Raw genomic sequence first — 19,922 nt, forward strand, 5'->3', positions numbered from 1 at the left:
GCAACCTCGCGCGAGGTTGCTGGGCCGCCGTCAGGTAGCAATTGAGGTCAGAAGGAGGGGAGGACGGAGCCGTCGGCCCACTTCTTCTCGATGAACTTCTTCACCTCGGGGGAGTGGAGCAGCTCGTCGAGCTTCTTGATGTTCTCGTCGTCCTTGTTCTCCGTGCGCACGGCGAGGAAGTTGCCGTACGGGTTGTCCTCGGCCTTCTCCAGCAGAATGCCGTCCTTGGCCGGGTTGAGTCCGGCTTCGAGGGCGTTGTTTCCGTTGATCACCGAAGCATCGACGTCCTCGAGGGTGCGAGCCAGCTGCGCGGCGTCGGCCTCGACGAACTTCACGTTCTTCGGGTTGTCCTCGACGTCGGAGAGCTTCGCGTCGACCGCGTCCACGCCGTCCTTGAGGGTGATGAGCTTCGCGTCTTCGAGCATCTTCAGCGCACGACCCTGGTTCGACGGATCGTTGTTGATGCCGATCTTCGCGTTCTTCGGGATGTCCTTGACGTCCTTGATGTCCTTCGAGAACAGCGCGAAGGGCTCGAGGTTGATGGGCTTGAACCCGGTGATCTCGTAACCCTGGCCCTCGACCTCGGAATCGAGGTACGGCTTGTGCTGGAAGTAGTTCGCGTCGATGTCGCCGTCGTTGAGCGCCTTGTTCGGCAGGGTGTAGTCCGTGTACTCGGTGACCTCGATGTCGAGGCCGGCATCCTCGGCGAGGTTCTCATCCACGTAGCGCAGGATGTCGCCCTGCGGCACCGGGGTCGCACCCACGGTGAGCTTCGTGATGTCGCCGTCCTTCTCACCGACGGAATCGGTGCCGCCGCCGACGAGTCCGCAGCCCGAGAGCAGCAGAGTCGCGCTGGTCGCGATCGCAATGAGCTTGGTCTTCATGGTTCTCCTTGGGATGTGTGTTGTGTGGTGAAGAGTGCAGTTGAGGTGGGAGTCGCCGAGGCGGCTCACCGGTGGTCGACCGCGCGGGCCAGCCGATCGCCGATGAACTGGATGATCGTGACGATGAGGACGAGGACGATGATGCAGGCGATCATCGTGTCCGCCTGGTAGCGCTGATAGCCGTAGGAGATCGCCAGCGCGCCCAGGCCGCCGCCGCCCACGGCACCGGCCATCGCGGTATAGGACACCAATGTCACCGAGGTGACCGTGGCGGCTCCGATGAGACCGGGCAGTGCTTCGGGGACGTAGACCTGACGGATGACCTGGCCGTTCGAGGCGCCCATCATCAGTGCGGCTTCGATCTTGCCTTCGGAGACCTCGCGCAGCGAGTTCTCGACCAGACGGGCGTAGAAGGGGATCGCGCCGATCGTCAGCGACACCACGGTCGCCTGCCAGCCCAGCGCCGAGCCGACGACGAATCTGGCGAAGGGGATGAGGGCGATGATGAGGATGATGAAGGGGATCGAGCGAGTGATGTCGACGATGAAGGACAGCACCCGGTAGACGACCGGGTTCGAGTTCAGCCCGCCCTTCGAGGCGGTGAACAGCCAGATGCCCAAGGGCAGTCCGAAGAGCACGGCGAGTCCGGTCGACCACGCCGTCATGAGCAGAGTCTCGATGGCGGCCGGCCACATCTGATCGGTGATCGCCGGGTTGTCGAACCATGTGGGATCGTTCATCAGGCAGCCTCCTCCGCATAGATTCCATCGGCTTTCAGAGTGCTGATCAGCTCTTTCGCCTGCTCGGCCGAGTCGACGGAGAAGCGCAGCCGACCGACCTGGCGGCCTTCGATCGTCTCCACGGCTCCGGCGAGGATCGCCTCGGCGCTCGCTCCGGCATTTCGTGCGGCGGTGAGCACGGTGGGCAGATCGGTGCCGGCCAGGGAGACCTCGACGAGGCGGCTCACCCCGTCATCGAGGCTGACCGGAGGCAGGGGGACGAGATCCTTGGCCAGGAGCGATCCGGGCTCGGCGATGACCTCGGCGAGTTTCCCGGTCTTGGCCACCCGGCCGTCGGCGAGCAGCGTCACGGAGTCGCAGATCTCGCGGATGACTGACATCTCGTGGGTGATGATGAGGACGGTGATGCCCAGACGGTCGCGCAGCGAGCGGATGAGGCCGAGGATCTGATCCGTCGTCGTCGAATCCAGCGCCGAGGTGGGCTCATCGCACAGCAGCACCTTCGGCTCGGCGGCGAGTGCTCGGGCGATGCCGACGCGCTGCTTCTGTCCTCCCGAGAGCTGAGACGGATAGTTGTCGACACGGTCGCCGAGGCCGACGAATTCGAGGAGTTCACGGGCCTTGGCCAGGCGTTCGGCCTTCGGCACTCCGGCGATCTTGAGCGGGTGGGCGACGTTCTTCAGCGCGGTGCTCGAGTCGAGGAGGTTGACGTGCTGGAAGACCATGCCGATGCTGCGACGGGCCTCGCGCAGTCCGGCACCGGACTGGTTCGTGAGGTCGACGCCGTCGATCGATACCGTCCCGGAGGTGGGGGACTCGAGTCCGGTCAGGCAGCGGATGAGCGTGGATTTGCCGGCGCCGGAGCGGCCGACGATGCCGTGGATCTCTCCGGCGGGGACCGAGAGGTCGATCTCCTCCAGGGCGACGGTCTCTCCGAACACCTTCCGCAGTGCGCGCAGTTCGATCACAGGCGCCTCCTCGTGTGGTTGACGAATGCCGCGCACGGTGGTGGACGGCAGAGATTTGGGGATGGGCCGGTCTACGGTCCAGTAGGGCCGACGATTCAGGATGACAAGGAATCGCCTCGGCGTCGTCATGGGATGTCATAAAAGGACGCATAAGCAGTCGATCGTGACGAAGAACTCACTGGGGGCGGGGAGGGCGTGGTTGCTTGCTTCGTTGCCGACTGAATCTGACCGCCTCGGCGGCAGAGATGACGAGACGGTGAACGGCGGTCGAAGTCGGGGCAGAATCCAGCAGCATTTTCCTCCGACGTAACCCGATGTCCATGTCCGCGGCGTACCTGTGGATGATCGACAGGTTCGCTTGCCCGGTGTCCCCGGCAGGCGGACGAGCTCCACGACGGGACCGGTGAATGTACGAAGAATCGAGCAGGATCGCGGCGATCGTTCCCTGCCACAACGAGGAGATCACCGTCGCCAAGGTCGTCGGCGACCTGAAGGCCGCAGTCCCGGGCATCACGGTCTACGTCTACGACAACTGCTCGAGCGATCGCACCTCGCAGCGCGCCGCTGAAGCCGGTGCCATCGTGCGCAAGGAGAACGTCCCCGGCAAGGGCAACGTCGTCCGCCGCGCCTTCGCCGACATCGACGCCGACATCTACGTGATGATCGACGGCGACGACACCTACGAGGCGGCCCACCTGCCCGAGATGATCGACACCCTGATCTCCGGCCCTTACGACCACGTGCTCGGCGTGCGCCAGGACAATCAGGAGACCACGTCCTACCGTCCCGGTCACGAAGCTGGGAACAAGATGTTCAACCGGCTGACCGGGTGGCTCTTCGGTTCGCAGGTGTCCGACATGCTCTCGGGCTACCGCGTCTTCTCCCGCCGTTTCGTGAAGTCATTCCCCGCGATCAGCCGCCGGTTCGAGATCGAGACCGAGCTGACCGTGCACACGATGTCGCTGCGCCTTCCCACCACCGAGGTGGCCGTGGACTTCCGTGACCGACCCGACGGCAGCGAGTCGAAGCTCTCGACCTTCAAGGACGGGTTCCGCATCCTCGGGCTCATCTCCGCGCTCGTCCGCCACGAACGACCCCGCCTGTTCTACGGCACGCTCACCACGGTGCTCGCTATCCTGTCGCTGGTCTTCGGCATTCCCGTGGTGTGGGAGTTCTGGCAGACCGGTCTCGTACCCCGGTTCCCGACTGCGATTCTCGCCGCCGCGCTCATGGGACTGGCGTTCCTCCTCGGCAGCGTCGGACTGACCTTGGATGGACTGCGCCGTGCCCGGCGCGAGACCTCCCGCCTGGTCTACCTCAGCCTGCCCGCCGTAACCGGACGACCCGTCACTCAGCGTCAGGCTCCGCGACAGACCGGTCCCGCGGACGGAGAGTTCTCGGCTCCGGAGGCAGAGATCTTTGCCGACGCAGCACGGATGAAGCCGAACCGGCAGGTGCGGGCACGCTTCGCTTCATGAGTCGTTCTGCTATTCGCAGGTGGCTGACGTCCCCTCTGGCATGGGATCTGCTGCTCGGAGTACTCGTCGCGATCTGGTCGGCGCTCTTCCTGCGCCTGTTCTGGCCCGGTCGGGTCAACGTCGATATCGCCAACCAGTACCTGCAGGCCACCGAGAAGATCCCGTACTCCGATTGGCATCCGCCGGTGATGAGCGCGGTGTGGCGAATCCTCATCGACATCACCGGAGACCCGGGCAGCCTGCTCCTGCTGCAGGTCGGCCTGCTCGCCGCGGCCGCGTGGGGGATCGGCGTGCTCGTCCACCGATCCGGAGCACCGAGGTGGGTGTCGCTCTTGGGGCCGACAATCATGGTCACGCCTTGGGTCGTGTCCCAGATGACGACACTGTGGAAGGACACGCAGATGGCCGTGGCCATCCTGCTCGCCGTCGTCCTCATCATGATCACCCGCTTCGTCCCGAAGACGTGGCTGCTGTGGCTTCCGGCGCTGGTCCTCCTCGTCTACGCGGTGGGGGTGCGGAAGAACGCGGTGTTCGCCGTTGTGCCGATCGCCGTGTACGGCGGATGGTGCCTGATGCATCTGTGGCGGAACCGTCGAGGACGTTCGGGAGTCTCAGCCACGACGGGCTCCGAGTCACCTGAGACTTCAGAGTCGACAGCATCTTCCGCGAAGAAAGGACGCCCGCTTCTGCTGACGGCGGCTTCGTCGCTCATCGTTCTCATGCTCATCGGCGGCGGCGTCAAAGTCACGGACGCGGTTATCGATGCGCAGATGGGAGTGACGAAGACCGGCCAGATCTCACAGATCTTCCTCGACGACGTGATGTTCTCCGTCCCCGACGCCGAACTCGAGAAGTCCGGGGCTCCGAAGGAACTCACCGACCACATCAGCTCGGCCCGAGAAAAGTGCTTGGAGAAGGGCGAGATCTGGGACTCGTACTGGAACTGCTTTGGCAAAGGCGAGAGCGGAGAGAACTTCTCGCCGATCGCTCACCAGGACGCGCTCAAGCAGCTGTGGCTCGACCATGTCATCACTCACCCGCTGCGCTACGCCGAGTACCGGGCCGCCGTGTTCTCGTACTATTTCTTCACCTCCGGAGTCGAGTACTGGCCGGCCGAATGGCATGGCGAAGCATCAAGTGCCGGCATCGAGCAGGGCGATCCCAAGGCCGACTACATCGTCCGTCCCTATGCCGAAGACTTCGCTCTCGGCACGTTCCCGATGCTGTTCGCCCCGTGGTTCTGGACGCTGGTGGCCGTGGTGATGCTCGGTCTCGGCTATCGGGCGCACCGCCAGGGGCGCGGGGCAACGGTCAACAGACGATCCTTCTGGCCCGAGACCACGACCTTGGCCGCCTCGGCGCTGTGCTACGTTTTCGGGTACTTCCCGATCGTGCCGGCTAACCATTTCCGGTACACGTTCTGGCCGGCGTTGGGACTCACCATGGCTGTCGTGCTCGCGATCGCCATGTGGCAGCGCCGACCGAGCGCGGCATCCAGCAAGTCCGAATCCTAGGGCCATAGACTGGTGCCAGTTATGAAAGAGTCATTCTCGGACCGTCTCCGGCGCCTGGCGGTGGAAGCCTTCAAGTTCCTCACCGTCGGCGGGCTCGGCTATATCGTCGACGTCGGCCTGTCGAACCTTCTGGCCTACGGGTTCGGTCCGATCCCCGCCCTCCTCGAGGGCAGCCCGATCAAGTCGAAGATCATCTCGACGATTCTGTCGATGATCGTCGTGTGGATGGGCAACAAGCTCTGGACCTACGGCGACCGGACCACGAACTCGAACATGCGCGGCATCGTCCTGTTCATCGCGGTCAACCTCGCCGGCATGATCATCACCGTCATCCCCCTCGGCGTGACCTGGTACCTGCTCGATATGCGCGACCAGCTCACCTACAACATCTCGACGAATGTCATCGGCATCGGACTGGCAATGATCTTCCGCTTCTACGCCTACCGCACCTGGGTGTTCAAGGACCAGGCCCCCGACACCGAGGTGGTCGTGCCCTTGGAAGAGTCCAGCCGAGTCCCCGACGACCGGAGCTGAGAGCTGCGGCGATCGTCAGGCGGTGCCGCGCAGTTTGCGATAGGCGCTGACGAGCGGAGCCGGGGTGACCGTGCGCAGTTCGGCGCGCAGCAGCAGTCGCTTCTGTTTGAACATCGCGGACCGACGGTTGGGCAGCTGACCGGCCTGTGAACGGGTGGCTAACAGCCCGAGGTCGCGGCGCAGTTGTCCGTCGACGGGGTGGAAGTAGTTCTCGGCCAGCCACTCGGGGTCAGGGAAACCGATAGATCCGGCAGCGACATCGGCCAATGTGCCGGTGGCGCCCGAGCCTTCGAAGACCTCATTGAGCAGCTCGGCATTGAAGCCGAAGTCCGAGATGAGCAGGGTCGGAATGCCGCGATCGATGGACTCGAGCGCCGCAGTCGAGGACACAGTGACCAAAGCCGAGCCGTCGGTGAGGAAGTCGCTGAGGGGACCATACCCGAGCTCGATGCGTTCCGCGCCGGGCACTCGGCGCGTGCGGAAGTCGTCCAGGATCTCGAAATAGGAATGCTGTTCGTGATGGGTCTCGAACTCACCGGGACGCGACCGCATCTTGATGACCGCCGTCGAATCCGGGTGTCCGTCGGCGAACTCGGCCAGGGCCGCAACGACCGCCTCACGGTCGACTCGCTCGGCCGGAACCTTCGCCTGCGGGGCGAAGACGAGAGTGTCAGGAGCCGCCTCGGTGACGGAATCCGGTGGTGTCGCCTCGGGGCTGGAGTTCTTCAGCTGAGGGAGGCCCTCCGAACGCAGCATCGGCAGGCGCGCCAACAGGACCTCGCAGGGCACCTGCGACCGCGCGCTGACCTCGGTGTAGGCGGCCACTTCGGCGGAGGAATGGGCGATGAACGCGTCCATCAGCCTGCGATAATTCATCCCCTTGCCGCTGGCCGGAAGCCCCATTCCGGGTAGGCCCGAGACCAGGGCCGGCCGGTTGGTGCGAGTATGCGCGGTGAGGAATACCTGGGCGACGATCGGACCGGTCGCGGCACCGAGGACGATGTCAGGGGAGTGGTCGGCGATGACCTGCGCCAGGTCGGCGCGGGAGATGACGGGGACCTCACGGTGCTCCCAATCGGTGCCGGCGACAGCACTGGCGATCTGTTCGTCGGTCGGCAGGATCGGATTGTCGATGAGGAACACTCGCCCCTCGACATCCGGCAGACTGCTCAGCAGCTGCGTCGCCCACTTGAGGTACGACTCGCTGTCGGAGACAGAGAGGATGCGTATAGGGGCCAGCCCGGCCGATCGCTGCGGTGGCGCGTCGGAGAGCGACGGCGGCATGATCGGCCCGCTGTAGTGGGGCTCGCCTGGTTCAGGAATCGTCATCTGCCTTGACCGACTGGGCGTTGAGGGACTTTCGCAGACTATCGGGTGAGGCACCGGTCCACCACTTCGCGGGGATCTCGGTGACATCGATGTTCACGTCCGGATTGAGCACGGCCAGAGACACCGCCGCGGTCGACGGCAGGCTGCGGATCGTCGAATTCGCCGGCAGGTTGATCAGGCGCAGCTCGATCGGCAGGCCGAGATGTTTGATCCTGACGCGCTCGTCCTGGGAGAGATCGGCGAGGAACTCCTCGGTCTCACGCCGATGCGGGTAATAGGTGATCGATCCGTGAGTGTCGATGATGTCATCGACCCACGCCCGGTAGGCGAAGGCGTCGATAAGTCCGTCGGCGGCCAGGGACGAACCGATGACCGGGTTGTCCCGCGGGTGGCTGCCGCCGGTGGGCAGAGTCTGCAGGTGTTCGAACTGGTGGCGGGTGATCTCGCCGCCGGACTTGAGGAACGCCTTGCGCAGCGGCTTCGCCACCGGCAGCGCCGTGTGCCAACGCAGCTTGCCGACCGTGGCGAGGTGGCGCAGCCGGTCGGCGACGTGCGCGGCCATGACCGTGCGCGAAGCCTTGAGCTTCTGTCGGGGGCGGACGAGCGGGCCGCGCTTGGCGGTGAGGATCTCGATCGCCGAGTACGTGGCCAGGCCGTCGTCGAGGATGACGACCTCGGGCATGCGCCTCTCCAGATACGCCAGCGCCAAGGCCCTGTGCACCTGCCCGGAGCAGGCATCGCCGAGGTAGATCCGATCGAAGGTGTTCTTGCGCAGAAGTCCCGGTTTGGCCCCGTCCCGTTCGAGACGGACGTTCTTCGGCAGCCAGGCCGGGTCGAAGGCGTCGAGGAAGGACGTCATGCCCTTCGCGCTCGCCCGAGCCCGAATGAGCAGATCCTCCGTCGGCTCATGGGATTCGAGCGCAGAGAGGAACTGCAGCGGGGATTCGACGAAGGCCACCGAGGCCATTCGTGTGCTCTTCTTCCCCGATCCGTTCTTTGCGCCACCGCTCTTGGCCGCCTCGTTCGTGACGGCTTTGTCACCCGACTTCTTGGCCTTCTTCGGGTTCGCCTTGGTCTTCTCAGCCATCAGCAATTCAGCCATTCTTTCTCAGCTTCGATGGATCGACGGTGATGCCGTAGTCCTTGAGCACATGTTGGGTGCGCTTCGCCTTCGAGACCAGCTTCTGCTTGGCGACGCTGAGGGTCTTCCTGTGCAGGGGGATCTCCTGCTGTCCCGGCAGATCGAGCTTGGTCAGGCGTTTGCGCTTGAAGTACTTCATATCGGGACCGCCGACGGCGCCGTCGAGGAAGTCGATCGCGTTGTCCCGCAGATACGACGCGGAGTCCGACTGCATGCAGTAGGTGACCGCGTCGATGAGCGGATTGAGGTCCCGCGCCGTCCCTGACCCGGCAGTCGCACGGGACGACGTCCCCGCCTCGGCGAGGTCGCCCGGCAGGACATACCGACCCGAGTGCAGGGCATCGACGATGGTCAGCGGGATGCGGTTGCTGTTCTGATACGGAGCGAGCGCTGCCAGCAGCTTCGTGGTCCCGACGGCAGCGGTCTCACACCCGTAGAGCCCTATTGCGGTCGCCAACCCGGTCGAGAAGCAGGAGACGACGAGCTCGGGTCGGGTGGCGGAGACGACGATCTCGGCCAGCAGGGGAACGTCGGCGAGCACGAAGTCGAGGCCGAGTTCTTCGCTGCGCCTGCGCAGCGGACCGATCGTCGTCCGCGCTGAGGTGGGATGGGGTTTGAAGATCACCGTGGTCAGACCTGCCGCCTTGACCTCATCGAGCATCTGGAAGTGCAGATCGAGCTCTTCCTCGGCCGTGATGAGGTCGAGCTGCGCGAGGTACTGCCCGAGGACGAGCGCACTGCCCTCGATCGGGGCTTCGAGGTGGGCGCTCGCCAGCTCATCGGCCACCTCGGCGGTCATCTCGTCGATGACCCGGGCGAGGTCGGCGGTCGGCAGCACCACCCGTTCCGGATTGTGTTCGGCCAGCTGACGTGGGGTGATGCCGGGCAGCAGATCCGTATAGTAGATCGACTTCAGCCGCTGCCACTGCGGCAGTGTGAGCGGATTGCGGATCGGCCCGTAGCTCATCAGCCCATCGGAATGGACGCTGATATCAGCCGTGGCGAAGATCTGCGTGAGTGCTCCGGCGGGATGACTGGGCAGGGACTCGACGATGAGCTCGAGCTCCTCGTGATCGGCGAGGTCCCACTCCCGGCGCAGGGCGCGTTCCATGATCGGGGCGCGCTCACCGGAGATGCCGAAGGCCTTCGGATGGTTGGGCCAGATCGTGGCGTTCCAATCGACAATCGCATCGAAGTCGGCCAGCAGCCCGGTCGACCCGGGCATGGCATCGGCGGCCGGGGTGAGTTCGGGGGCGAAGGAATTGTTCGCCACGACGAGGATCCGCCGCTCATTCGGCTCGCCGAGGCGGCCCGCGCGGATGAGAGCGGAGATGTTCGCGAGCTGGTACTGGGTGGAGATCTCGATGATCTGCGTCATCAGCGGGCCCTCCTGACGATCGGTTCGATCACGGGCAGCCGGCGTTCGCCGTAGTTCGTCAGCGCGAGGTCGATGACGTCGTTGTCGATGTTCTTCAAGGTGTTGACCGCGCCGAGGTTGAGCTGTTCGCGCACTGTCCGCGACATCGACGATCCCCGGTTGAAGATCTGGAAGTAGAGGATGGAGAGGAAGTTGCGCACGGCCTTCTGTTCGAAGCGGCGGAACTCCGGGTTCGCCTCGAGCATCGCGAAGACCGACCGGAAGGCGGGGATGAAGTCGAGTTGGCGTTCGTCGAAGATCGCCGTCAACGAGGTGGTGCTGCCCTTCCGGTAGCACAGACCCGCCGTGTCGACCACGGCGAAGGAATCGGCCTCGAGATGGTGGCGCCACGTCCAGGGGCGGTCCTCGCAGGTGCGCAGCAGAGGGTTGAATTCGAGCAGTCCGCGATCGGCCATGGACCGGGAGTAGATGCCCGTCCAGCATTCCGGGAAGTCGACCATCGTCGAGGCGTCGTGGGGCAGGATGTGGTCCCGTGGGTTGAGCGCCGTGTTGTGTTTCGCGCATGGTGCGCGGCGCAGCTTCCGATTGAAGCCGTTGACGATGAGATAGTTCGTCTTCACGAAGTCGACGCCGAGTCCGGTGATGGCGTCGGTGAGTGAGCGCAGGTGGCCCGGGGCGTACCAGTCGTCGGCATCGAGGTAGGTGATGTTCGCACCGGTCGAGGCCTCGAGGGCTGCATTGCGGGCGGTGGAGACCCCACGTGATTCGGCGTTGTGGATCTCGATGAGATTGAGCCGATCGGAATAGTCGGCGATCACCCCGGCCGTGTCATCGGTCGAACCGTCGTTGACGACGATGACCTCGAGTTCGTTGGCGGCGAAGTTCTGGTTGACCAGACCCTTGAGGCTTCCGCCGATCGTCTCCTCGGCGTTCTTCGCCGCGATGACGACGCTGACGACTGGTTGGGGCATGTGGTCCTTCCGCGGTTTCTCGGTTGCTGTGCGCGTCCGATCGATCGTAGGGGTGAGAGGAGAACAGAAAGTTGCGCGCAGGTGTCCGGAAATGTTCGCTGACGTTCATCTGGGGTTCGTCCGACGCCTCTAGTCTTGGCCGATGAGAAGCCTGCGACTCTTCCATTTCGACATCCCGACCTGGGGCAACTTCGGCGACAAGGCACTGTTCCCGGTCGTCAGGGACGCCTTCCGGGTCCTGGGCGGTACGGACACGGTCAGTGGGGAGCCGAACTTCACGTTCACCTCGGCGGCGGCGCTGCGGCGTGAGGTCGACGAGGCGGCTGTGGCCCGGATCAACGCCACCGCCGATGCCGTCGTGATCGGCGGGGGAGGGCTGTTCCTCCAGGACACGAACCCGAACCGCCTGTCCGGGTGGCAGTGGAAGATCTCGCCCGAGGCGCTCGCCGCCCTCGAGGTTCCCCTCATCGTCTACGCGCTCGGGGACAACAGGTTCCCCGGACAACCCGAGTTCGATGACCTCATGCGCTCCCATGTGGGGCAGGTGCTCGATCAGTCGGCGTTCTTCGGGCTGCGAAACACCGGGAGCATGACGACGATCGGCGCGCTTCTGGGCCAACCGGATCGCATCGCCTACCAGCCCTGCCCGACGACGATCCTCGATCACCTGTACGAACCGCTGGCCGACCGGAAACCGGACCCGAAGCAGAAGACCGTGGCCATCCAGATGCTCGTCCACCCCCGGCAGATCGCCGCGGGATTCGATGCCGACACCATCCACGAGGCGACCGTGCGTGTCGCTCGGACCCTCGTGGGCAAGGGGTGGAGGGTGCTGAGCACTCCGTTCCACCCGGACGATGCGGAGGTCTCCCGTCGCCTTGTCGCCGAGGTGGCCGGAGTCGAAGAAGTGCGCCTGTACGGTCATGACGTCGGGTTCTTCTCCGGTGTCGAGTTCTTCTCGTCCGTGCCGTATGTGCTCGGCGGGCGCGGGCATGCGCAGATGATTCCGTTCGGGGTCGGGTCGATTCCGATCTCCGTGGAACTGCATGCGAAGCTCGGCTATTTCGCCGCCGACATCGGGCATTCGGAGTTCGTGGTGCCCGTCGGTGCGGAAGGCATGAGTGTGGACGCCGACGTTGTGGAGTCCGACGGGGACCGCAGCCAAGCGGCCGACGCCGTTGCGGACAGGATGGTCGCGGCACTCGAAGATGCGTATTCGCGCGGTGCTGACCTGCAGGTCGACCTGGCCGAGACCCGTGCACGATTCGCCGACATCACTGCGGAGAACCTCGCCGGCATCAGAGACTCAGCGCGGTCGCGCACTCGGACGGGTATCAGCGATTCGGCGCGGCCGCGTGCTGGGGCGGGGTCTGTCGAGTCGGTACCGGTCAGTTCGGCGGCGGCCAGTTCTGTGGACGTCATTTCGGCTTCGCGCCTGCGCACTGCAGAGGACATCCGTGCCGAAGAATTCCATATCGCGGCCATCGCCGAATCCGACGAGGTCGCGGCCCAGCAGACCCGCGCGCTGGTTCGGTCCGGTCGGGACCTTGCCCAGGTCCGCCGCGACCACACACAAGCGATGAGCGAGGCCGAGGTACGAGCGGAGGCGAAGCAGCATGCCCTCGAAGCCGAACGTGATGACGCACTGGCCGAGGCCGACCGGCTGCGCGGCGAAACAACAGAGCAGGACAGACGGATTGCCCAACTGTCCGATGAAGCGGCACGAAACGCTCTAGCGCTCGAAGCCGTGGACAACCGCACTGCGGGTGAAGAAGCACGCGTGCTCGCCGACAAGGTTCGGCACGGAATCTGGTGGAGGATCCGCCGGCTCAAACGTCGCGGCTGACGGGTACGGTCGGTCCGACCGCCTCAGCGAGGGGCGGGCGTCGGTGGTGCCGCCTCGGTGTGGGAACAGCGAAACGGCGCCACCACCTCGGTGAGGTGATGGCGCCGAATCAACGCTCAGGTCCGGGTCCGGACCCGGTGTCGGCTGCGGTTCAGGCAGTGACCTTGCGCAGGGAGTCGATCTTCGATTCCTCGCCCGGCATGACGCGCTTCTGGCCGTCGCCGAATGCGGTTTCGAGGACGCGGACGCCCTTGACGAGGGAGGCGAATTCGCGCGGTTCCATCGATGCGGACTGGTCGGATCCCCACATGGAGGAATCGAGGGTGATGTGGCGTTCGATGGTCACAGCACCCAGTGCGGCTGCAGCGAACGAGATCTCGAGGCCGAGTTCGTGGCCGGAGTATCCGACGGGAACTCCGTAGCGTTCGCGCATGGCCGGGATGGCCTTGAGGTTGACCTCTTCGGGCGGAAGCGGGTAGGTCGAGGTGGCGTGCATGAGCACGAGCAAGGCGGGATCGAAGACCTCGACGGCACGATCCAGGGTCTCCCAATCGGACATGCCCGAGGAGCACAGAACCGGCTTGCCGGTGGCGGCGATCGCGCGCAGCAGCTCGAAGTCCGTCAGCGAGGCCGAGGCCACCTTGTAGGTCAGTGCATCGAATTCGTTCTCGAGGAAGTCGACGGAGTCGGTGTCCCACGGGGACGCGAACCACTGGAGTCCGACTTCCTTGGCATAGCGGTCGATCTCGGAGTACTCTTCGATGCCGAACTCGACGCGGTGCTTGTAGTCGATGTAGGTCATCTCGCCCCACGGGGTCGAGCGCATCTTCGACTTCTGGTGTTCGGGAACGGCCACCTCGGGGTTGCGCTTCTGGAACTTCACTGCCTGCGCACCGGCGGTGACGGCGACATCCATGAGCTGCTTGGCGATGTCGACGTCGCCGTTGTGGTTGATGCCGATCTCACCGATCATGTACACGGGCTGGTTCGGGCCGACGAGGTGCTCTCCGATGGCCACGGGGGCGAGTTGATCAGTCATGAAACCTGCTTTCGGTTGGCACGCGAAATCTCCGCGCGGTTGGTGAACTGCGGCTGGTGCCGCGGGACGGACGGTTGCTGGTCGGGGAAGGCGGACGCGTGGCCGGACATGGCCGCCGACTGCTGGCTGGCCAGGTGCCCTGACTGGTGGCCGACCAGGGTCGATGGGTGTCCGGTGGGCGACCGCAGTGAGGTCAGGGTCGGATTCGGAAGGGGTTCAGCCGCCTCGGCGGGGATGGGAATGAGGTCGCAGACCTCACGCACCGCACCCCGTCCGCCGGGCCGGTCGAGGATGACGCGGGCCGCGGCGAGGACGCGCGGGTGGGCGTCGGCGACGGCGATGGGCCAGCCGACGACGTCGAAGGCCTCGAGATCGTTGATGTCATTGCCGACGTAGGCGACTCGGGCCGGGTCGAGGTCGTTGGCGGTGATCCACGCGTCGAGGATGCTGGCCTTGTTGTCGATGCCCTGGGCGACGTCGACGCGCAGCTTCTCCGCGCGGCGGGTGACGACGGGGTTGCGTTCCTTCGAAAGGATCATCACGGGCACTCCGGACTTCACGAGTCGGGAGATGCCCATGCCGTCGCCGCGGTGGACGCGCACCTGTTCGTTTCCGTCCTCGTCGACGTAGGCGCCGTCGTCGGTGTGGACGCCGTCGAAATCGGTGACGAGGGCGTCGACGTCGATGACCTGCGCGGTCTCCTGCGTCGAGGCGATGGCGCGGACGAGGGTGAGGTCAGACATGTCGTCGATCTCGCGGGCGTGCTCGGGCGGGACCTCCTCGATGCCGATGCGGCCGAAGAAGCGGTGCTCGTGCTCGATGAGACCGGAGGTGCGCATGACGTAGAACGCGCCGGTTTCATTGAAGTGCTTGGCGCGGTCCTGGCGGCGCGGCCGGAAGCTGGCTTCGTGCCCGACGGCCACGGCTTGGGTGTCGTCATCGAGGCGCCACAGGAAGGAATGGTCTTCGACGGCGGAGAAGACGACATCGGCGTCGTCGTCACGGACCGTGCGCACCGCGTTCTCGATCGAGGCGGAGTCGATGAAGGGGGAGGTGCACTGCATGAACACGGTGATGTCGAAGTCCTCGTCGAGGGTCGACAGCGTGTGGATGAGCGCGGATTCGCTGGTGGCGGTGTCGCCGGCGATCTCGGCGGGGCGGTGGGCCACCTCGGCGCCGGCGCGCAGGGCTTCGGCTGCGATTCCGTCGTGGTCGGTCGAGACGATGACACGGTCGATGCTGGGGCTGGCCTGGGCGGCGTTGATGGCGCGGGCCAGCAGCGAGATTCCCGCAACCTTCTGCAGGTTCTTCAGCGGGATGCCCTTGGATCCTCCGCGCGCGGGGATGATCGCGACGGTGCGGTGGGGAGTGGGGGAGGTGGTGCTGGTTGGTGCGGTGGTGCTTTCTGCCGCCTGGTTCGCGGCCGCAGTGGTGCGCGCATCCGGCTTCATTTCTGACTGAAACTCGGTTGCGTTGGGCTCGTAGGTCGTCGACTGGTCATTCACAATGATTCGACGCTAACGACGGGGTGTTACCTCAAGGTGAACACGCCATGTCGCCGAGGCGACCCTTCGATGGCGAACCCGTGACCGATGCGCCGGTCGGCCGCGGGCAGTGGGTGCTGAGTGGGCAGAACCGGTGGGAGCCTCATCGACTTTTGGACAGATAATCCGGTTCGAACACGAGTATCTGATCAGAATGCGATGAGGGGCGGGACAGAACCCGATGACGAGTGGAACAGAACTCGATGACGCGCAGCGCCAAGCCGTCAGCGACGTGGTTTGGCGGTGCCAATGCAGCGCGTGGGTGCGCGCCAACGTCAGCGGCTCAGCGCCAGGTGATGTTCCACATGCGGTTGTTCCACGCCGAGAACGGGATGACCTCGCCGGTGTAGACCGGCCAGAAATAGGCGAAGGCGAGGATCGCTGCGACGAGGATGAGGCCGACGCTCAGCCGCCTGGCGAACAGTGCCGCCGAGATCCGAGCGAATCGCTGCTTCGTCGTGGGCCCTGGCGACGCGCGGTCGGCCGCCGGTGCGGACGTCGCGCACTCGTACGCCGGCTGATCGACCCGATGCTTGGCCGCACCTGTGCGGCCTACGACGGACCGCCCACCAACAGGCACCCGACCCCAGACGAGGGTCAGGCAATACGTCACGGCCAGCACGACGAAGGGCACCATGACGATGGTGTAGAAGGTGAAGATCGTTCGCTCCTGGTAGGCGAACCACGGCAGCCAGGTCGCCGCCAGGCCGGCGAGGATGACGGCGGGGCGGACGTCCCGGCGGATGATCCACACGATGAGGCAGACGAGCACTGCCAAGGCGGCCAAGCCCCAGATCACAGGGTTGCCCACCGAGGTGATCGCCGAGGAGCACTTCGCGACCGTGCACCCCATATCGCCCCGGTCATAGGACTCGTAGTAGAACGACGTCGGCCGCCACTGCACGATCCAACCCCACGGGTTCGACATGTACGGATGCTCCGAGTCCAGCCCGACATGGAACGAGTACGCCGTGTAGTGATAGTGCGCCAGCGACGGCAGCCAGTCCAACCACTCCGGCAGCGCACGCCACCAGCCGAAATTCTCCGCAGCCCACTGCCGGTCCCACGCATCATCCGACCGGATCCACCCGGTCCAACACGCCACATAGGTCACGAGCGCGATCGGCACGAGCTTGAAGAACGAGGGAATGCTGTCGCGGATGAGCATGCCCAGCCACGGATGCACGACCCCGGCCCGATACCGCGAATGCACATCCCACAGAACGAGCAGAATCCCGAACGCCGCCAGCGCATACAGACCCGACCACTTCACTCCCGTAGCCAGACCGAGGCTGATCCCCGCAGCGAAGATCCAGGGACGCGCGCCGAGGCGGGGCCCGAAGTTGAGAGCATCCCGCCGTTTCCGTCGCTGTCGTCGCTCCTTGTCGGTGAGGATGGGCACAGGTGCGGCAGCCGCGGACCCGGTGGAATCCGTGGACGTGGTGGCCGCCTCGGCGAGGGGATCTGGATTCTTCTGGGTGTGGGACGGTGCGAAGCTGTCGATCTCCGCGGTGCGCTGGGTCCAGGCGGCCAGGCGCTTCGTCACCTGCTCGCGGTCGAGGAGGATGAAGAAGAAGGCGAGGAGGACGAAGGCCATGAGCACGATGTCGAGCAGGCTCGTGCGGGAGTGGACGAAGTGCTCGCCGTCGATGGCGAGGAGGCCGGCGGCGACGCAGGCGAAGAACGCCGAACGGAAGAGCTTCCAGGCGATGACGCCGAGGAGGAAGATCGTCAGCGTGCCGATGATCGCCACGGTGAAGCGCCAGCCGAACGAATCGTCGGCGCCGAAGAGGTCGATGCCCCACCCGATGAGCCATTTGCCCAGGGGCGGGTGGACGACGTATTCGGGGGTGGGTTCGATGACGCTGGGGTCACCGGCGTTGAAGGAGTCGTCGGCGTTCTCGGGCCAGGAGCGTTCATAGCCGAAGTTGAAGACCGAGTAGCCGTCCTTGACGTAGTAGGTCTCGTCGAAGATCAGGCGGTGCGGGAAGTCGAGGCGGAAGAGTCGCAGGGCCGCACCGATTCCGGTGATGACGAGCAGGGCCGGCCACATCCACAGCGGTGCGCGGGTGGCCCACATGCCGGCGTGGAAGGTTTCGCGGCGCATCGCAGCGGCGCCGGCACGCACCTTTTCGCGTTTCCTCGCCAGGCGCTCGCGGGCGATGCGCCTGGTGGGGGCCGGGGAGTCTGCGGTGTGTGTCATCGGAGTCCAGTTTAGAGATCTCGGCGGGCGGGGCTCTCATGCGACCCGCAGGGAAAGGCTGCGCGTTGGTCGGGAGGGCGCTGCGGCATGAGGTTCGGCACCTTGGGCGGGATTCTTGGGCATTCGCCACCGTGCATCACTAGAGTAGTGGGAGACAGCCTGAGTCAGAGCGAATGGTGCACAACGTGTCGAACAACCCCAACTACCGCCCGAGCGATCCTCCCCAGGTCGGCTCGCAGCAGTTCAACAACAACTACGGATCCCAGCCGCAGTCCGGTCAGGGACAGTCCGGTCAGTACGGATCGGGTGCTGGCCAGTATGGTTCGAGCGCAGGTCAGTACGGATCCGGTGCAGGACAGTACGCGCAGGGACAGCCGTATGGGCAGCAGAACTCCTATGGACAGTCCGGCCCCTACGGACAGCAGAACGGGTACGGCCAGCACAACGGGTACGGACAGTCAGATGCCTACAGCCAGCCCAGCGCGTACAGCCAGCCGAACGCCTACGATGCCTACGGCCAGCCAGGCGCGTACAGCCAGCCGATGACCTATGGCGCGCAGCCGGTCTTCGTCCGGCCCGCACCCAACAAGATGGCCGTATGGTCGATGTGGATGGGCATCGCCGGAATCGGCGGCGGGTTCGTCTGCGGTCTGCTCTCGATGATTCCGGTCATCGGCATCATCTTCAGCATCATCGCGATGTTCCTGTGGATCGCACCGGTGCTCGCCGTCATCTTCGGCCACATCGGCCTCGGCCAGATCAAGCGCACCGGCGAGGAAGGCCGCGGACAGGCGATCGCCGGTCTGATCATCGGCTACGTGACCATCGCCCTGGGACTCATCATGGCGATCGTCATGATCGGCATCCTCGGCATCGGCTTCTTGGGCATGATGAGCAGCTACTGAGTTGCCCCTGGTGAACTCGGCGCAGTCCCGTGTGACCTCGGCGGACGGCCGAGGTCACACGGGAACGGGTCGGTCGGGCCGCTCGGCACGACCCAGGACTCGCCTGCCCGTGGCGCTGCGTGCACTCTGAGGTCACGCGAATTCGGGACGGTCGGGCCGCCTCGGCGAGGGGATTCTGCAACCCGTGGTGCAGGACTGCAACACGATTCGGCCACCGCGCTCGCCGCAGGTGGGTAGCGTTGATCTCAGACATCGGGACGACCGTCGAGGACGGCCCGGAACAGCCCTGACGATCAACGACAGCCAGCGGAACGGAACGGACATGAACACTCGCGTACTGCCCCTCGGGAACACCTACACCGGATCGAACGTTTCGGTCCACGCCCCCGTCGCGGTCCACACGCCCGCACCGGTTCACACCCCGGCCCACTCTCCGGCGCTGGTCCAGGCTCCCGTGACGTACGGGAACCGGGCGCCGGTCGTCGTCTACCAGCAGGTGGCGCCGACGAACTCCTCGTCGATCGTCGCGCTGGTGCTCGGCCTCATTTCGTTCATCTCCTCGTTCTTCTTCCTCGGCTTCGTCGGCATCATCTTCGGCCACATCGCCCGTTCGCAGATCAAGGCCCGCGGAGAGCGCGGCAACGGAATGGCCGTGGCCGGGCTGTGGTTGAGCTATCTGAGCGTGCTCTTCTGGGTCGCGTTCTGGCTGATCTACTTCGGCGTCATCGCCCTCATGATCGGCGCGGCGATCACCGCCGGAGGAGGCACCGTCAGCTGATGCCGCATCACCGCAGCTAGGCAGACCCGGCATCCCACCCCACGGTCCCGCATCTTCAACTGTGATTGACCTGTAACCGCCCCACCTTTTGCCGCCACTGACGACTCTGTACCGTTGAAGGCAACCACAAGGAGACTTCGCTATGAGCAGCCAGAACAACTGGAACAACCCGGACATGTACTACCAGCAGCCCCAGTCGAACGCGGGCGGCTCGTACGGTGCCCAGTCGTACAGTCAGAACAGCGCCTACGCGGCCAATGCGCAGTACGCGGGCGGACCCGGATACGTGTACCAGCAGCTTCCGCCGACCAACGTGCTGGCCATCGTCGGTATGTGCGCCTCGATCTTCGGCGTCATCTCGTCCGTCTTCATCGGCGGCATCGCCGGCATCATCATGGGCCACATCGCCCGCAAGCAGATCCGCGAACGCGGAGAGCGCGGCGACGGCATGGCGATCGCGGCCCTCTGGGTCGGCTACATCGGCACCATCCTCTGGATTCTCTTCTGGGTCTTCATGATCCTGCTCTACGTCGGGATGTTCGCCGTGCTCTTCGCGGCTGAAGGCGCTTCGTGATCGAGGATTCCTCGAATCCGAACTCTGAGTTCACCTCGGACGAGGATCCAGCCTCAGACGAGGGCCACACCGAGCCGGCCAATGACCGAGCCGACG

General features: G+C 65.1%; 17 protein-coding genes. 7 read left to right on the plus strand and 10 right to left on the minus strand.

The annotated features are described in order from the left end of the window. Positions 1–47 precede the first annotated feature (47 nt). From ACSBQT_RS08255 to ACSBQT_RS08265, 3 genes are all read right to left on the minus strand, one after another. Positions 48–884, minus strand: a complete 837-nt coding sequence (locus ACSBQT_RS08255; protein ID WP_435001423.1) for a MetQ/NlpA family ABC transporter substrate-binding protein — start codon at positions 882–884, stop codon at positions 48–50. 65 nt (positions 885–949) lie between these two features. Beyond that, positions 950–1,624: a methionine ABC transporter permease gene (locus ACSBQT_RS08260; RefSeq protein WP_262778481.1), complete on the minus strand. Its 675-nt coding sequence runs from the start codon at positions 1,622–1,624 to the stop codon at positions 950–952. After that, the gene (locus ACSBQT_RS08265; protein ID WP_435001426.1) at positions 1,624–2,592 is read right to left on the minus strand and encodes a methionine ABC transporter ATP-binding protein; all 969 of its coding nucleotides are present in this window, start codon (positions 2,590–2,592) and stop codon (positions 1,624–1,626) included. Before ACSBQT_RS08265 ends, ACSBQT_RS08260 begins: the two co-directional genes overlap by 1 nt. Positions 2,593–2,999: 407 nt before the next feature. Here ACSBQT_RS08265 and ACSBQT_RS08270 point away from each other — a divergent pair, with 407 nt between their 5' ends. Genes ACSBQT_RS08270 through ACSBQT_RS08280 form a run of 3 tightly spaced genes read left to right on the plus strand, consistent with a single transcriptional unit; the run spans position 3,000 to position 6,118 of the window. Further along, a complete protein-coding gene (locus ACSBQT_RS08270; RefSeq protein ID WP_370036505.1) occupies positions 3,000–4,070 on the plus strand; it encodes a glycosyltransferase in 1,071 nt (356 codons plus the stop codon). Continuing rightward, positions 4,067–5,584: a hypothetical protein gene (locus ACSBQT_RS08275; protein ID WP_435001429.1), complete on the plus strand. Its 1,518-nt coding sequence runs from the start codon at positions 4,067–4,069 to the stop codon at positions 5,582–5,584. The genes ACSBQT_RS08270 and ACSBQT_RS08275 overlap by 4 nt, the downstream gene beginning before the upstream one ends. 21 nt (positions 5,585–5,605) lie before the next feature. Beyond that, complete coding sequence (locus ACSBQT_RS08280; protein ID WP_435001432.1) at positions 5,606–6,118, plus strand: GtrA family protein; 513 nt, start codon at positions 5,606–5,608, stop codon at positions 6,116–6,118. Positions 6,119–6,133: 15 nt separating this feature from the next. Here the strand turns inward: ACSBQT_RS08280 and ACSBQT_RS08285 are convergent, their stop codons facing one another. The 4 genes from ACSBQT_RS08285 to ACSBQT_RS08300 are packed head-to-tail and all read right to left on the minus strand — an operon-like array spanning position 6,134 to position 10,937. Further along, positions 6,134–7,447 (minus strand): DUF6716 putative glycosyltransferase, encoded by a 1,314-nt coding sequence (locus tag ACSBQT_RS08285; RefSeq protein ID WP_435001434.1) that lies wholly within the window; start codon positions 7,445–7,447, stop codon positions 6,134–6,136. After that, the gene (locus tag ACSBQT_RS08290) at positions 7,434–8,534 is read right to left on the minus strand and encodes a hypothetical protein (protein ID WP_435001436.1); all 1,101 of its coding nucleotides are present in this window, start codon (positions 8,532–8,534) and stop codon (positions 7,434–7,436) included. Before ACSBQT_RS08290 ends, ACSBQT_RS08285 begins: the two co-directional genes overlap by 14 nt. A gap of 7 nt (positions 8,535–8,541) precedes the next feature. Then, positions 8,542–9,966, minus strand: a complete 1,425-nt coding sequence (locus ACSBQT_RS08295) for a polysialyltransferase family glycosyltransferase (RefSeq protein WP_435001438.1) — start codon at positions 9,964–9,966, stop codon at positions 8,542–8,544. Beyond that, complete coding sequence (locus ACSBQT_RS08300; RefSeq protein WP_435001440.1) at positions 9,966–10,937, minus strand: glycosyltransferase family 2 protein; 972 nt, start codon at positions 10,935–10,937, stop codon at positions 9,966–9,968. The genes ACSBQT_RS08295 and ACSBQT_RS08300 overlap by 1 nt, the downstream gene beginning before the upstream one ends. Positions 10,938–11,079: 142 nt before the next feature. On the opposite strand from ACSBQT_RS08300, the gene ACSBQT_RS08305 reads away from it, so the two are divergent. After that, entirely contained in the window at positions 11,080–12,783 is a 1,704-nt protein-coding gene (locus tag ACSBQT_RS08305; RefSeq protein WP_435001442.1) for a polysaccharide pyruvyl transferase family protein, read from the plus strand. A gap of 151 nt (positions 12,784–12,934) precedes the next feature. On the opposite strand, the gene ACSBQT_RS08310 is transcribed toward ACSBQT_RS08305, so the two are convergent. The 3 genes from ACSBQT_RS08310 to ACSBQT_RS08320 all read right to left on the minus strand — a co-directional run bounded on the left by ACSBQT_RS08310 (position 12,935) and on the right by ACSBQT_RS08320 (position 17,569). Next, complete coding sequence (locus tag ACSBQT_RS08310; RefSeq protein WP_435001444.1) at positions 12,935–13,822, minus strand: N-acetylneuraminate synthase family protein; 888 nt, start codon at positions 13,820–13,822, stop codon at positions 12,935–12,937. Next, positions 13,819–15,273, minus strand: a complete 1,455-nt coding sequence (locus tag ACSBQT_RS08315; protein ID WP_435001446.1) for a cytidylyltransferase domain-containing protein — start codon at positions 15,271–15,273, stop codon at positions 13,819–13,821. Before ACSBQT_RS08315 ends, ACSBQT_RS08310 begins: the two co-directional genes overlap by 4 nt. Positions 15,274–15,649: 376 nt before the next feature. Then, positions 15,650–17,569 (minus strand): dolichyl-phosphate-mannose--protein mannosyltransferase, encoded by a 1,920-nt coding sequence (locus ACSBQT_RS08320; RefSeq protein WP_435001449.1) that lies wholly within the window; start codon positions 17,567–17,569, stop codon positions 15,650–15,652. 185 nt (positions 17,570–17,754) lie between these two features. On the opposite strand from ACSBQT_RS08320, the gene ACSBQT_RS08325 reads away from it, so the two are divergent. The 3 genes from ACSBQT_RS08325 to ACSBQT_RS08335 all read left to right on the plus strand — a co-directional run bounded on the left by ACSBQT_RS08325 (position 17,755) and on the right by ACSBQT_RS08335 (position 19,826). Further along, positions 17,755–18,474 carry a DUF4190 domain-containing protein gene (locus tag ACSBQT_RS08325; RefSeq protein ID WP_435001451.1) on the plus strand — a complete coding sequence of 240 codons (720 nt, stop codon included), beginning with the start codon at positions 17,755–17,757 and terminating at the stop codon, positions 18,472–18,474. A gap of 322 nt (positions 18,475–18,796) precedes the next feature. Continuing rightward, the gene (locus tag ACSBQT_RS08330; protein ID WP_410708518.1) at positions 18,797–19,252 is read left to right on the plus strand and encodes a DUF4190 domain-containing protein; all 456 of its coding nucleotides are present in this window, start codon (positions 18,797–18,799) and stop codon (positions 19,250–19,252) included. Positions 19,253–19,394: 142 nt separating this feature from the next. Continuing rightward, a complete protein-coding gene (locus tag ACSBQT_RS08335; RefSeq protein WP_410708517.1) occupies positions 19,395–19,826 on the plus strand; it encodes a DUF4190 domain-containing protein in 432 nt (143 codons plus the stop codon). Positions 19,827–19,922 lie beyond the last annotated feature (96 nt).

This window comes from Brevibacterium sp. H602, from assembly GCF_051172395.1.
Taxonomy (GTDB): Bacteria; Actinomycetota; Actinomycetes; order Actinomycetales; family Brevibacteriaceae; genus Brevibacterium.